Genomic DNA, 14,360 nt, shown 5'->3' with positions numbered 1-14,360 from the left:
AAGGTTTGGTTGTGGTTATATGTCAATGTATCCAGTGTCAAAATCAGTATTTTCGCTAAAATGATTTCGCTTTAAGATACTTGCCACATTCAATAATTTGTCCAATTCGTATTGAGTATGGGGGCGTTCTTCCATTGTTGGTGTCAGTTTAATGGCCCCGCCTGTTATGATGAAAACGTCGGCTATACGCACTGCATAGACCCTAAGCCAACTTGCTTTTGCAAGCCCGTAGGCTTTTGTGGTACTATTGAGCAGGGGTTTGCGCGTAGAGTTTTGTTTGAGTAGCGGTACAAAAAGGGAGCTTAGATTGGTGTCATCGGGAGCAGTGGTTGAGTTGGCAAGGTCAATTATCTTTTTTTCAAAAGCATCTGTCTGCCGCCTTGTTCTTTCGATAGCCTCTTCGGTAGAAATACTTTCCCCAAAAAGTGATATCCAAAACTCACTTTGAAGGTCTGTTTGATGCTCTTCAAAAAAATCAAAAAGGTATTCTATGTCATTCCAATTGTTAAAAATCTCTTCAAAAGCGTGACCGTCAGCATTTTCAAATACTACACTGTACAGGTTATGAGCAATTTTTTGAAGTGCAAAGTTAGCGCCAACTTTCATAAAATCAACTTATAAGTTTACTTATTTGTTCTTTGAGTTGGTTTTCAATGTATCTAATGTTGTTGGCAATAATGACATTCGGGATAATCGTACGTATCTTTCAGGGCATTTACGGCAGAAATCTAGTGGTTTTGAACGAAACCAAAATCAAAGATAAATTACTTTTACGGTGGAGAAAAATGGTAGTTGTATTTTTACGAGGAAAAGGGAACCGATAACTCATAGATTCTGCTTAGTTTTAAAACATTAACCAATATTGATGTCATGCCCAGTCTTTTAGATTTTGTAGGAAATACTCCGTTGGTGGAGTTGAAAATGATAAATCCAAACCGAAAAGTAACCCTTTTGGCCAAACTCGAAGGTCATAACCCAGGAGGAAGTGTCAAAGACCGCGCCGCGTATAGTATGATAAAAGGAGCGGTTGAGCGTGGTGAAATCAAACCTGGCATGAAACTCATCGAGGCTACAAGCGGGAATACGGGCATCGCGTTGGCGATGATCGCCCGTTTGTACGACATTGAGATTGAGTTAACCATGCCCAAAAATTCTACCCGTGAGCGCGTACTTACGATGGAGGCATTTGGGGCAAAAGTGATATTGACAGACACCATCGAGTCGGCTAGAGACTATGCCGATGCCAAAGTGGCCGAAGGTGGGTATTTGATGTTGAATCAATTTGCCAATCCCGATAATTATCTCGCGCATTATCGGAGCACGGGCCCTGAGATTTGGAGAGATACCGAAGGAAAAGTGACACATTTTGTGTCGTCGATGGGAACTACGGGCACCATCATGGGAACGTCTCGCTACTTGAAAGAACAAAACCCCAATGTGCAAATCGTAGGTTGCCAACCTACGGATGGGTCGAGTATTCCAGGGATTCGTAAATGGCCTCAAGAATACCTACCAAAGATTTTTGAACCAGCGCGGGTGGATAGAGTAATTGAAGTTTCGCAAAATGACGCGACGCTACGTGCGCGCGATTTGGCAAAAATAGAAGGCGTTTTTTCGGGAATGAGCAGCGGAGGAGCGGCTCATGCAGCGATTCAGTTGGCCAATGAACTCGAAGAAGGCGTGATTGTCTTCATCGTTTGCGACCGTGGCGACCGCTATTTGTCAAGTGATTTGTTTGGGTAAAAATAAAAACCTCCCGAAAGTTTAGATAAAAACCTCCCGAAAGTTTAGAACTTTCGGGAGGTTGTAAAGCCTAGTAGCCTGGGTTTTGTTTCAACGTAGGTTGACCTCCTTTTTGGCTGTTCAAGATTTCGTCTTGCGGAAGTGGGAAGTACAAGTTTTTAGAAGCAAAAACTTTTCCTGCCATGTACGAACGCTTGTTGAACTTACGTCCTGAAGGCTCAGTTCCTTGTACTGATTCTTCGGCAGCGTATTTGTTCAACACTTTTTCGGCGATGCCCCAGCGTACCAAATCAAAGAAACGGTGACCTTCCATCGCAAACTCAAGACGTTGTTCCATCCGAACGGCATTGCGGGCATAATCAGCGCCTTTGCCCGCAAAAGTACCTGTTGGATACGGTTCAACTTGGTAAGTGACTGTTGGGTCTTGTACCGAACCTGTTTTTGCCCGTACACGAATTTGGTTTACGTAACCTTCTGCTGCGGCTAAGTTGCCAAGTTCAACTTCGCATTCTGCCAACCACAACAATACGTGCGAAAGTTTGATGAGGCGATAGTTGTTGTTTACGTTTCGGCGGCTTGTCGAGTGAGTAGTGCTGTTTTCTTCGGCAAGGTAATACATCCATTTTTTACCAGTGAACGGCCCTGCGTAAGCTTGGTCACGAATCCAAGTAGAACCAGGCATTGGCCCCCAGTCGAGGAAGTTTACGCCACGGCGACCTACTGTCCAGTCCAGACGAGGGTCAACAGGGATTGTTTTGTCAAGGGTAAAAGCAGTGGCAGCGACGATACCTTGGTCGCTTGGCAAATCTACTTTGTTGTACGTATCGAGCGTGCCGTCAGCAGCAGTTCCAATCATTGGCAAACCGTTTTCTGTTTTGAACGCGTTTACGAGGTTGTGCGAAGGTTGGTAAAAGCCGCAGCAACCACGACCTGGAGCAGTTGCCGAATAAGGCCAGTTAAGGTTGTCGCCAGCGTTACCGTTGTTACCCGTTGTACCGTCGTTTACTGAGAACTGCACTTCAAAGATAGACTCAGAATTGTTGTTAGTAACTGTGCGGTAGTTGTCGTGGTAGTTTGCAACGAGTTTTTTGCCAGAGTTTTTCACAACATCTTCCAACAAAGTTTTAGCCGCTGCCCATTTTTTCTGAAAAAGGTAAGCTTTTGCAAGGTAAGACTTAGCCGCCCACTGCGTGGCTCTTCCTTTTTGGGCTTGAATGGCAGGAAGGTTTTTGGCGGCAAAGTCAAAGTCAGCTTCGATGTTTGGCCAAATGTCTTTGTCGTTAGGAATCTTTGTTGAGGTCGGATCATCGCGGTTATAGACTTTTTCGTCGATGAACGGCACGTTGTTCCACATTTTTTTTGCTTCGAAGTGGTAGTGACCTCTCAAGAAACGAGCTTCTGCAATGGCCTGCGTTTTTTCGGCATCGGTCATGTCTTTTACATTCGCCACAATTTGAATTACTTCGTTACAACGAGCAACGCCGTCGTATGAATGCCACCATTTTCCTAAGAAGTAGGTATTGTCCGACAACCAGTTGTATTGCTCAATAAACGACTGCTCGGGCTGGTCACCCGCGTCAGTACCTTTTACGGCGTCATCGCTGCTGATACCACCGAAAACGTAGTTCGAAATCGTTGATTGACGACCTGTATTACCCGCACCAACTCCGTCGAGCAACGAATAGGCACCAATCAAAAGGGCATTGATACCGTTTTTAGTAGATAATTGGTCCAAAGACGCGCGTCCTTGGGGTTTGAGGTCAAAGAAGCTCTCAGAACAAGAGAAGCTTAGGCCGACCAAAAGCGTTAGTATGATTACTTTTTTCATTGTTGTTTCGAAAATGTTTTGCTTGTTGTTGACTAAGATTAGAAACCAAAGCGTAAACCTACAAGATACGACTTCGCCACAGGGTATGCCCCTTCGTCGATACCCATGTGGATGTCTTGGTTGTCGTTACCTGATCTTCTCAAGTTGATGTCTGGGTCAAGACCAGTGTATTTTGTAAGTGTAAATACATTTTGGCCTTGGACGTACACTTGCGCAGAACTCATTCCTAGTTTTTTCAACAAAGTGCTAGGTAAGGTATAAGTCAACTGGATGTTTTTCAAACGTAGGTAAGAGCCATCTTCCAAGAAGTAAGAAGAAACTTGCTGGCTAGTCGCATCGCCAGAGTTCAAGCGAGGAAGTTTTGCATCGTCACCTGGTTTTCTCCAAGAATTGTACAACATGTCTTTTGAACGGTTGCCTTGGAATACGTTGAAGTCTGTCCAATAACGAACGTAGTTAAACAATTGGTTGCCCTGAACACCTTGACCAAACATGGTCAAATCCCAGTTTTTGTAACCTAAATTAATGTTGAGACCATAGGTAAACTTAGGGTGCGGGTTGCCCATGATGGTACGGTCAGCGGCAGTGATTACGCCGTCGCCGTTGATGTCACGGAATTTGAATACCCCAGCTCTGGTGTATGTTCCAAACTTAGGTGCTGCTGCTGCTTCGGCATCGTCTTTGATGATACCATCGACAATATAACCGTAGTAACTAGCAATGGGTATGCCAGCCTTGGTAGCCGAGATGGCAGGAAGGCGCGTTGTAAAACCAAATACCGTAGCGTTCGGGTCGTCGTTCAATTTCTTTACTTCGTTTTTGTAGTGACCAACGTTCAACCCCACTTGGTAACGGAAGTCTCCTTTTTTATCGCGGAAGTTGATACCAAGGTCAATACCACGGTTTTGTACTGAACCGATGTTTGTATATGGAATTGTACCTGTTCCTGCCGTACGTGGAATCGCAATCTGGGTAAGCATGTTGCTTGTCAGACGATTGTACCAGTCCACAACCAATTCCACTTTGTTGTTCAACAACACCGCATCAATACCAATGTTGGTAGAGGTGTTGGTTTCCCATTTACCTTGTGGGTTACCAAACTGCACGAGGTCAAAACCTCCAACGATGGAAGTTCCAGTACCGTTGATGTCGTAGGCGTTGTTGGATGGGTCTGCTGCGTAAAGCGTGTAAGCGTTGTAAACGTTAGGAATCAACTGGTTTCCTGTTTTACCCCAACCCGCACGTACTTTCAAGTCGTTGATAAACTTCACTTCTTTCATAAAACCAAGCTCGGTCATACGCATACCCACCGAGAATGCAGGGAAGATAGCGTAGCGGTTGGCTGCGGAGAAACGCGAAGAACCGTCGCGGCGAAGGGTGAAGTCTGCAAGGATGAAATCTTTGTATGAGTAGTTGATTTTTCCAAACTGTGAGAACAATGAACTAAGCGTTGCTCCACCGCCTGCGTTGCTCAAACCTGATGCCGAACCTGCATCAAGGTAGCGATAATCCAAATCATCGAAAGCAAAAGCACTACGACTGGCTTGGAAACCAAACGCGTATGTTTTCACGGCTTCTGTCCCTACGAGTACGTTGAAATTGTGAACCCCTATGGTTTTGCTGTAATTCAAGGTGTTAAACCAAGTCAACGAACGGTCAAACTGATTAATTACGTTCAAGCTGTTGGCGTTACGTGCTTCGGCCGCTTCAATGTCACGGTGGAAGTACTCAGAGCGGTTGTATTGGTTATATTCCAAACCAAGGCTTGTCCGTGCTTTTAATCCAGGAAGGATGTCTAACTCAGCAAAAACGTTACCGAATACGTGTGAACCTTTGGTAATGTTGTCTTTTTCGCGGTACAAACGCGCCAATGGGTTAGGTGCATTTCCTAGGTTACTACCTCTACTTCCCGCAAAACCATTGTAAGGAGAAGTGTTTGTTCCACCTAACTCGGCAGGGCCGCCAGTGATGTCAAACACAGGGATGATCGGGTGAACACGAATGGCAAACATGATAGGGTTTGATTCGTCGTTGTTCGTAATCCCTTGTCTTTCGTCGTAAGAGAACGTAAAGTTTTCTCCGATGGTCAATTTGCCTTTGGTAAACTCAGTGTTGGCACGGACAGAGTATCTATCGTACTTGGTATAGCGTAAGATACCATCTTGTTTGAAGTAGTTGGCCGAAATCGCGTACTTGCCCGATTTTGTACCACCTGTAGCTCCTATCTGGAAGTTGGCGATAGGTGCTGGGTCAAAAATCACATCTTGCCAGTCAGTACCTTCTTTGTTGGCTTTGGTAATGTTGAAAGCTGTTTTACCCAAGTTTGGATCAGCGATGTCGTTGGTATAGGTATAGTTAGAAGGAAGCGCTCCAAATACGTTAGGGTAAATGTAGTCAGCAATAGTTTGCTCGCCATTAGGGCCAAACTTATACTGTGCCGAAGGCGACGTCGCCGAAGGGTTTTTTCCTGCACCCAACTCAGACTCATACAAATACTGACCAAGCTCTTGGGTGTTCAATAAACTAAGCATTTTGCCTGGGCGCTGGGTGCCACTGTAGAAGTCGAATGTAATGCTTGGTTCGCCTGTTTTGCCTTTTTTTGTCGTGATAATCACTACCCCGTTGGCAGCACGGGCGCCGTAAATAGAGGCAGCCGAGGCATCTTTCAAGACCTGCATCGACTCGATGTCGTTGGGGTTTAATTGGTTCAATGTACCTTGCGTCGGTACACCGTCAATCACGTAAAGTGGGCTGTTGTTGTTGATTGAACCAAACCCACGAATCCGCACCATGGTACCACCCCCAGGTGAGTTATCGTTTCCGACAACCACCCCTGAGGCACGTCCTTGGAGCATTTGGGTAACGCTGGCCGCAGGAGTTGCCGTAAGCTCTTTGGCACTAACCACAGTGACAGCCCCAGTGATGTCTTTCTTACGCTGTGAGGCATAGCCCGTTACAACGACTTCAGAAAGTGACTTGACATCGACGGCCAAAGAGACATCAATGGTCGTGCGGTTTCCAATCGCAATTTCTTGTGTAGTGTAGCCAATGTAGGATACTACAAGTGTTGCGCCAGCAGAGGGAGGGGTGAGAGTAAAGCGGCCTTCGCCGTCGGTGGTAACACCTGTGTTGGTTCCTTTGATGAGCACACTAACGCCTGGTAGTGGATTCCCATCATTTGAGTCAGTGACGCGGCCAGTGAGGCGGCTTTGTGCCCATGTTGTTAGTACAACAAGCCACAATAACGCAGCTAGGTAGAGCTGTTTTCTCATGTGTTAAAAAAAGTTAGATAGATAGAATGAGCAATAACAAAGAACAGTAAACCATTCTTACCGTAAAACTAGGAAAAATGTCATTTTTACTTTAAAAATTTAAAAAAAATATTTTTGAGAAAAATATGGTTTGGTCGAAATTAGTGACCTGTATGTCGATAAATAAAGTGGAGTTGACAGGTTTTGGTATAAATAATAGTGGAAGGGCATAAACGACAAGCGAGCCTATCCATTCTCAGGATAGGCTCGCTTGCTTGGGCTATGATTGAATGCTGTTATTTGATCAGGAACTGCACCCGACGATTACGCTGGCGATTCTCTTCCGAATCATTGGGAGCAATGGGTTTGCTTTGTCCTTCGCCACGGTGGGTAATATTGGCTTCGGCCGCTCCTTGGTTAACAAGGTAGTTTGCGATTACTTTGGCGCGTTGCTCCGAAAGGGTTTGATTGAGCCTAGGGTCGCCTATATTATCAGTATGGCCTACGATTTCGATTTTAATGTCAGCGTTTTTTGCCATAATCACCGCTAGGCGGTTTAGTTGGCCATAAGCTTCTGGCCGTAAGATATAGCTACTTTGGTCAAAATATACATTATCTTCAATCGTCAGTGTTTGGCCTGCTTTGATATTGTCAAAGATTTTTTCGTTTACAACAGGCTTGGCTTTGGCGGCGGCTTTTTTGTGAGAAATCAACGAAATATTGGTCAGGTATTCGCCTCTTTTCGCCCAATCACCCGCGTCGATGCGCATTGAGTACATTTCGTAGCCGTTGGCCTCGGCTTCCACCAAATAGGCTTGGTCGAGGGAAAGTTGGGTGGTCACATCGGCATACCTCACCTTGGTAGGAATCGCTTTCTGAGTGGCAATACTGGTGACGCGAAAACGGAGATTGGGGACACTCCTTCGCGATTGGGCATCTAACACTTTAAACGTGAATACATGTGAAGGCGAGGCGGCAGGTTTGGCCGCGTTGGGGGTAAGTTTGGCTTCATACGAAAACACCTGTCCCACCTTCATTTCTTCGGCATCAAGGTCGTGGGTAACCGATTTATAACCATTGGCAACGACTTCAATTTTATAAATATCAGGTTCTTTTATTTTGTGCTTGGCAATGGTTGAAGCCGTTCCTCTCACTTCCGTTGTTTGTTCGGTGAGGGAGGCCGTAATTTTAAAAATGGCTGGGATACGTTGTCCTGTGTTGGCGTCGGTTGCGGTGAGGCTGAGGTACGTGTCGCCGATTTTAGTCAGTTTGACGGTCAAGTCGCTTGTTTCAGTCAGGAGTGGTAGTACTTTATCCAGCGGTTGTTGGTACGACATAAAACCCTTGGCTTCGGCTTCAATCATGTATTGATGACCAGGGCTAATGGGAGTGATAGCTTGCCCTTCTGGGGTTCCTTTAATGTTCAGAATGGCACGCTTATCAGCTTGGTCAATCACCCGTAAATTGGCGACGATTGGCTGTCCAGATTGTTCTTCAATGATTCTAATTTTTAGGATAACATCTACTTTTGAGAGCTTAATTACTTGTGGTGTGGCGGGCGTGGAGGAGGTGGCTGTAATCAAAAGTTTTGATTCGTAACGGCGGTAACCACTGGCCGTCACTGACAAGTTATAAGGTTGTTTTTGAACGACGACGGTGGGGTTGAACAAGTCTCCATCTGCTTTGGTGGTACCTGTGTAGCTTTCTTTTATTTCGTCCGAAAGCTTAAATTGTGCCGCTACGGGTTTGTTGGTGAGGGCGTCAATGGCAACAAACTTTAGCTCTTGCTTCGGTATTCGATTAAGAACTACTTCCGTGGCTTCCCCTGCTTTGATTTTTAGCGAGCTCTTGTAAGTTTCATACTCAGGAGCGCTGACTTCGAGGGTATATTGCTCAGCATCCTTTAACTCAGCCAGCCAGCTACCTCCAACGTTGGGATTCTTTTTGGCAGTAATAAATTGCCCACTTCGTTCGTCTTTGATAGTAACAACCGCCTTGGTAACAACCGAACGCTGTGCTTTGTCAACCACTAAAATGGTATGCCCAGCATTGGTATTGGTGGCTACCGCAAATGTTTTGGGTGGATTGAGAGGTTCGAGGTCAATCACAAAAGGAAAATAGCCTGTGGAGGAAGGCGACCCCGCCTCAAACGTGTGCGTTTGGCGGTAGGTTTTGTACTCTTGAAAAGCGACAAATACTTGATATTGAGTACTTGGGTTCACTTTGACAACGTAGGCATCATTGACCATTTGGCCTGGTAATTCGGATTCGGTATTCACGGCCAAAACCGAGACAATCGGAACAAGCGGACGCTTGGTGTATTTGTCTCGAACTTCGACGCCAAGACGGAATTCGGTTTGTCCCCAGAGGGAGGAGGAATACAAACTTGCCAAAAAAACTAAAAAACTGACTGTAAGACGCATAGGTTAGGGGAAATAGGAGAATAGGCAAATTTAAGTACTTTCCCTTAAAAAATGATAAAGCCGTCGTAAAACCCTATGTTTTTAATGGAGAATACCCTTGTAATAAAAAAATGGAATGCTCTTTTGAAGAACATTCCATTGGACGGAAACCTTTAAAATAAAGTACCTATACGACGTAAACTTACTCTTGCTTAGTGTCTTTTGCGTCTTTTTTCTTTTCAACCTTTTTGCCTACCAGCGTTCCTTCTTTAAGGCGTTTCGAGACTTCGATAAACGGCCCAGAAATTATTTCTTCTCCTTCTTTAAGTCCTGAGATAACTTCAATGTTTTCAAAATCACTGATGCCAGTTACGACCTCACGCGTGGCCGCTTTACCTTTGTCGTTAATGAAAACTAGCTCTTTCAACTTCTCTTCTTTCTTAGCTTTTGATTCGTTGTTGTTTGAAGAAGCAGGAGTTTCTTCGCCTTCTTTTTTCTCTCCGCTTTCGTCATCTTTTCCACGGGTTGTGACGGCCGAAATTGGCACTGATAAAACGCCCAACTTACGTTCAGTAATAATTTCAACGGCGGCAGTCATTCCTGGTTTGAAAGGGTATGATTTTTTGGCGCGTTTGGCCATCAAATCACGATACGATGAATTAAGAATCTTAATTTTTACTTCAAATTCAGTTACGGCATCCGCAGAGTTAGAAACGGCTGTTGCCGTTCCAACGCCGTTGGCTGTGTTGGCAATTTCAGTGACCATCCCCTTAAACTTACGGTCAGCGTAAGAGTCAACCTCAATTTCAACGGTATCGCCCAAATTGACCCGCACGATGTCGTTTTCGTTAACATCCACGCGCACTTCCATGTTGTTGAGGTTGGCAATACGCATCATTTCGGTACCTGCCATTTGGGAAGTTCCTACGACACGGTCTCCTAGTTCAACGTTTAGTTTTGAAACAGTTCCGCTTTGGGGGGCGTAAATGGTGGTTTTGCGCAAGTTCTCAGCCGCATCACGGAGGGCTGCTTCGGCGCTTTGCACGTTAAACTTTGAGGCTTCCACGGCAGCTTTGGCCGCTTCTACGTTTTGTTGTGCCACGCGATAGTCGGCTTCGCTACGTTGAAAATCAGCTTCCGCTACCACTTTGTCGGCTAGTAGTTTCTGATTACGCTCATATTCAGTTTTTGCCCGAATCAACTGGGCATTCGACTGAGCAAGCGAGGCTTTAGAACGTTCTACTTCGGCCTTACTTGAGTTGACCGATGCCTGCGAACGTGCCAAGAGCGCTTCGTAGTTGTCGGGGCGAATTTTGGCCAACAATTGGCCTTTTACTACTGAATCGCCTTCTTCGACGTACAAGCCAATGATTTCTCCAGGAACGTCAGGGCTGATTTTTACTTCTATCTCTGGCTGAACTTTTCCCGACGCACTTACGCGTTCAATGATGTCAGAGCGTTTTACTTTGGTAAATTCTACTTCGGTGGGCTTCACTTTGCCAATCCATCCAGCTTGTTTGGCAATAAACAGTCCTGCACCGAGGGCAACGACAACGCCTCCGAGTATCCACCATATTTTTGAAGAAGATTTTTGTGCCATGGCCTACGATAAAGTTTTGATTTTAGTCAGTTCGGTTTCGGTTGATGCGGTTAGGAAAAGAGGAGGTTTACTACTCAAGTGATAATGGTTTGTTTTGGTAGAAATCCAAAATCTTAGAACGGAAAATGTACTCGTATTTGGCCTGAATAAGGCTTGCCCGTGAGCGGTCGAGGTTGTTTTTTGAAATGTTGTATTCAACGGCGTTAATCGCACCCGCATTGAGGCGGGCCTCTGCGGCTTTGAACGACAACTCCAACGATTCGATTTGCTTGGCCGTAGCCTCGTAGCGTTTGGCAGCATTGAGCATGGTATAATAGGCTTGCTCGACCGTTTGACGTACTTGATTACGCACGATTTGGGATTGATACTCGGCATTTTTCTGCTGAATTTGGGCATTCGCAATGCGGTATCTTACTTGATAAGCGTTGAAAATAGGCACACGAAGCGACAGCGACAACGAAGCATTGCGGTTGAAACTCAACTGGTCGAGGTACCCAAAGTTTTGGATTGACCCGCTGGGAATGGTCGTTTTTTCAATCACAGGAACGCTAAGTCCAGCGTAAGAAACGTATCTAGTGGTTGAAGGAACGTCCACGACCCTAGAAGCTCCTCCGTCGCCTACAAAGCGTTGCTTCGGAGCGGCACTTGAAAACGATGAACTTAGCCCTCCACCGAGAGACAACGAGGGCAGTTTGGCGCCGCGTGCAATCTCAATGCCTGTTTTGGCACTTTCAATCCGAAGCGTGGCTGCTTCCATATCGGGTAGGTATTTGATGGCAGCATTATAGACTTGCTCCAACGTCGCATCATAAGGCGCTGACGTTGAGGGAAGCGGTATGTTAATAGGAATGAGGTCGAAGTTTTCGCTGGCAGGTAAATTGAGGTATTGCTTCAAAGTTAACTTTGCGATTTCGATGCTGTTTTGCGCATTTACAATCGACAGCTCATCATTGGCCAATTGCGAACGAATATCGTAAAGGTTGATTTCGGGTAGTGACCCTGCTTTTACCAATTTCTCAGTACGCTCCAACTGAAGCCGCGTTGTTTCGGCTTGGCGGCGGGCAAACTCCAACTGCTCTTGGTTGTTGAGAACGTTGAGGTACGAAGTAGCCACGTTCAGAATAAGGGCATTACGGTTGCTTTCAACGTCTTTTTGCAGTGCCTGAAGGTTCTGTTGGTTTTGCTTAATGGTGTTTTTGAGTTGGTACCCATTAAACAAATTGATTCCAGTATTTAACTGAAAACTTGAAAAATTGACCGTTTGCTCCACAAATTGGTTGGTAAAAGGGTCGATGTTACGTCCCGATTGCAAACCTTGGTTGGCGCTTAAATTGAGGGTAGGGAATTTCTGCCACTTCGATTGGTCGAGGGTATTTTGGCCAGATTGCACCTGAAGTCCCTGTTGTTTCAGTTGCAAGTTGTTTTCCAACGCTATACCAACGCACTGTTGGAGGGTATATTTTTGTTGAGCCTGGGTATATGCACTAAAACCCAGCGCAAAGGCGAGTAACCATTTTTTCATCGCTGTATCGGGATTTTCAGTTCAAGGTTACAAAACAATGTTTGCTCACTCTACGAAAATTGGATAAACGGTGAAATAAATGGATTAGTAGGAGGATATAAAGGATGCAGTCAGTGAGCTACTTAGCAGGGGGAGATACTTTTTTAAACTCAATATCACCCGCGTTGGCTATCCCAACAACCACGCGGTCGATGGTTCCTTGTGGGTCGATTTTAAACTCAAACTTGCTTTGGTCAAAAGTGCCCGTTCCTTCAAAAACATCGTAATGATAATGTTGCAAACGGAACGATAATCCGTGAAATGCCCCTACGTAGTCGCTTTCTCCGCGTGCTTCGAGCGTGATGCTGCCGTAGGCAGGGTGCGTATAAACGCCACTATATGCTTCTGCAGGATGAGAAGGATGGGTGTCGGTTTTGCGTTTGGCGGCGTTGTCGGCTTTGGCTTTATCGGTTTTTGCCTTGGCTTCGGCTTGAGCTATTTTTAAACGTGCTGACCAATCGATAATCGAAAGACCCAGCCATTGGTCAGAAACGTAGTTACTAATGGTATTGACAAAATGATAGTCCGCAAATCCTGTGTTGGTCAAGACCACTACACCGAGGTTGTTATTGGGGAAAAAGGCCATTTGTGAGCGGTAACCTTCGATAGAGCCGTTGTGGGCCAATCGCAAATGACCACGATAGGTGTTGATACTCCAGCCCATGCCGTAGCTTGCATATCCAAGTTCGCTAAACGTAACTTCGGCGGGTGCAACAACGGTTTGTGGGGTATGATTTTCTTTGAGATTGGCGGCGGATACGATTTGTTTTTGCCCAAAATTCCCCTTGTTTAATTGCATCAAAAGCCAATTGGCCATCTCTGTAGCACTCGACTTGATAGAACCTGCTGGGCCAATCGCATCGACGTTACTGCCAAACCCTTGTTCAACCCATTGGCCGTTGTTATCGCGGTACGACAATGAGTAGTCTTTGCTCGTAAAAAGCTCAGGATAAGTCAATACCGTTTGATTCATTTCTAAGGGCTTCAGGATTTTTTCACGGACAAAATCTTCCCAGCTTTTTCCCGAAAGGCGTTCTACCAAAATACCCGCTGTCATATACATGAGGTTGTTGTATTGGTATTGGGCAAAAACGGGTTTTGATAATGGTAAAAACTTGAGACGTTGGTACAATGCTTGGCGGTCGAGGTTGGCGTACAACCACGTCCAATCGTGGCGAGGCAATCCCGTACGGTGCGATACCAATTCCCGTGCGGTGATGGTTCGGGTGGCGTATTCGTCGGCCAGTTGGAAATCGGGTAAATAATCTTTAATGGGTTTGTTCCAGTCAAGTTTTCCCTCATCTGCCAGAATCGCCAGTGCTGCCGAAGTAAATGATTTGCTACATGAGGCAATGGGAAAGAGCGTATTTTCAGTAACTGGTAAGTTGTTTTTAATGTCTTTGAGGCCGTATCCTTTGGCATACAGCACTTTCCCGTCTTTCACAATCGCCACCGAAGCCCCTGGTACTCTCCATTCGGTCAGCATCCGATTCACAAACCCATCGAAACTTTCAAACGGAGTAGGCGCGGGGACTTTCGACGTTTTCTTTTGAGCAAAAAGAACGTTGGTGCAGACCAAGAAGAGTAAAAAGAGCGAACGAAATTTCATAGTTGGCGGGAGGGTGAAAGACAAGTTGATGAATGACGATTTAGGAATGTCAAATATAATAATTTACCCCTCAATTAGCATTAAACGCCCTAAAAATGCCTCAGCGAGGCATAACGTTTGTAGTTATACCAAGGTTTGTACGCACCAAATGCCTCAGCGAGGCATAACGTTTGTAGTTATAAAAAGGTTTGTACGCACCAAATGCCTCAGCGAGGCACAACGTTTGTAGTTATAAAAAGGTTTGTACGCACCAAATGCCTCAGCGAGGCATAACGTTTGTAGTTATACCAAGGTTTGTACGCACCAAATGCCTCAGCGAGGCATAACGTTTGTAGTTATAAAAAGGTTTGTACGCACCAAATGCCT

At 45.4% G+C, this 14,360-nt stretch carries 8 protein-coding genes; 1 reads left to right on the top strand and 7 read right to left on the bottom strand.

The window, feature by feature from the left end; all coding sequences use genetic code 11:
- Positions 1-15: 15 nt before the first annotated feature.
- Positions 16-606, bottom strand: coding sequence for a hypothetical protein (locus AC23P2_RS00360; protein WP_487771358.1), 591 nt, complete (start codon positions 604-606; stop codon positions 16-18).
- A gap of 264 nt (positions 607-870) precedes the next feature.
- Here AC23P2_RS00360 and cysM point away from each other — a divergent pair, with 264 nt between their 5' ends.
- Positions 871-1,743: a cysteine synthase CysM gene (gene cysM / locus AC23P2_RS00355; protein WP_487771357.1), complete on the top strand. Its 873-nt coding sequence runs from the start codon at positions 871-873 to the stop codon at positions 1,741-1,743.
- 70 nt (positions 1,744-1,813) lie between these two features.
- Here cysM and AC23P2_RS00350 read toward each other — a convergent pair whose 3' ends face one another.
- The 6 genes from AC23P2_RS00350 to AC23P2_RS00325 form a co-directional block, all read right to left on the bottom strand.
- Positions 1,814-3,571 carry a RagB/SusD family nutrient uptake outer membrane protein gene (locus tag AC23P2_RS00350; protein WP_487771356.1) on the bottom strand — a complete coding sequence of 586 codons (1,758 nt, stop codon included), beginning with the start codon at positions 3,569-3,571 and terminating at the stop codon, positions 1,814-1,816.
- Positions 3,572-3,609: 38 nt separating this feature from the next.
- Positions 3,610-6,843, bottom strand: a complete 3,234-nt coding sequence (locus tag AC23P2_RS00345) for a SusC/RagA family TonB-linked outer membrane protein (protein ID WP_487771355.1) — start codon at positions 6,841-6,843, stop codon at positions 3,610-3,612.
- A gap of 275 nt (positions 6,844-7,118) precedes the next feature.
- The gene (locus tag AC23P2_RS00340) at positions 7,119-9,245 is read right to left on the bottom strand and encodes an OmpA family protein (RefSeq protein WP_487771354.1); all 2,127 of its coding nucleotides are present in this window, start codon (positions 9,243-9,245) and stop codon (positions 7,119-7,121) included.
- A gap of 181 nt (positions 9,246-9,426) precedes the next feature.
- Positions 9,427-10,824: an efflux RND transporter periplasmic adaptor subunit gene (locus AC23P2_RS00335; protein ID WP_487771353.1), complete on the bottom strand. Its 1,398-nt coding sequence runs from the start codon at positions 10,822-10,824 to the stop codon at positions 9,427-9,429.
- Positions 10,825-10,894: 70 nt separating this feature from the next.
- Positions 10,895-12,346 (bottom strand): TolC family protein, encoded by a 1,452-nt coding sequence (locus AC23P2_RS00330; RefSeq protein WP_487771352.1) that lies wholly within the window; start codon positions 12,344-12,346, stop codon positions 10,895-10,897.
- Positions 12,347-12,464: 118 nt separating this feature from the next.
- Positions 12,465-13,994 carry a serine hydrolase gene (locus tag AC23P2_RS00325; RefSeq protein WP_487771351.1) on the bottom strand — a complete coding sequence of 510 codons (1,530 nt, stop codon included), beginning with the start codon at positions 13,992-13,994 and terminating at the stop codon, positions 12,465-12,467.
- Between the last annotated feature and the right edge of the window lie 366 nt (positions 13,995-14,360).

This window comes from Runella sp. R0.1_18, from assembly GCF_057652155.1.
This window is presented reverse-complemented; position numbering and strand designations above follow the sequence as displayed.

Excerpts from the sequence above, each read along its gene's own strand:
- AC23P2_RS00360 (WP_487771358.1), bottom strand. The coding sequence starts at position 606 with ATGAAAGTTGGCGCTAACTTTGCACTTCAAAAAATTGCTCATAACCTG.
- AC23P2_RS00340 (WP_487771354.1), bottom strand. The coding sequence starts at position 9,245 with ATGCGTCTTACAGTCAGTTTTTTAGTTTTTTTGGCAAGTTTGTATTCC.
- AC23P2_RS00350 (WP_487771356.1), bottom strand. The coding sequence starts at position 3,571 with ATGAAAAAAGTAATCATACTAACGCTTTTGGTCGGCCTAAGCTTCTCT.
- AC23P2_RS00330 (WP_487771352.1), bottom strand. The coding sequence starts at position 12,346 with ATGAAAAAATGGTTACTCGCCTTTGCGCTGGGTTTTAGTGCATATACC.
- AC23P2_RS00345 (WP_487771355.1), bottom strand. The coding sequence starts at position 6,843 with ATGAGAAAACAGCTCTACCTAGCTGCGTTATTGTGGCTTGTTGTACTA.
- AC23P2_RS00335 (WP_487771353.1), bottom strand. The coding sequence starts at position 10,824 with ATGGCACAAAAATCTTCTTCAAAAATATGGTGGATACTCGGAGGCGTT.
- cysM (WP_487771357.1), top strand. The coding sequence starts at position 871 with ATGCCCAGTCTTTTAGATTTTGTAGGAAATACTCCGTTGGTGGAGTTG.
- AC23P2_RS00325 (WP_487771351.1), bottom strand. The coding sequence starts at position 13,994 with ATGAAATTTCGTTCGCTCTTTTTACTCTTCTTGGTCTGCACCAACGTT.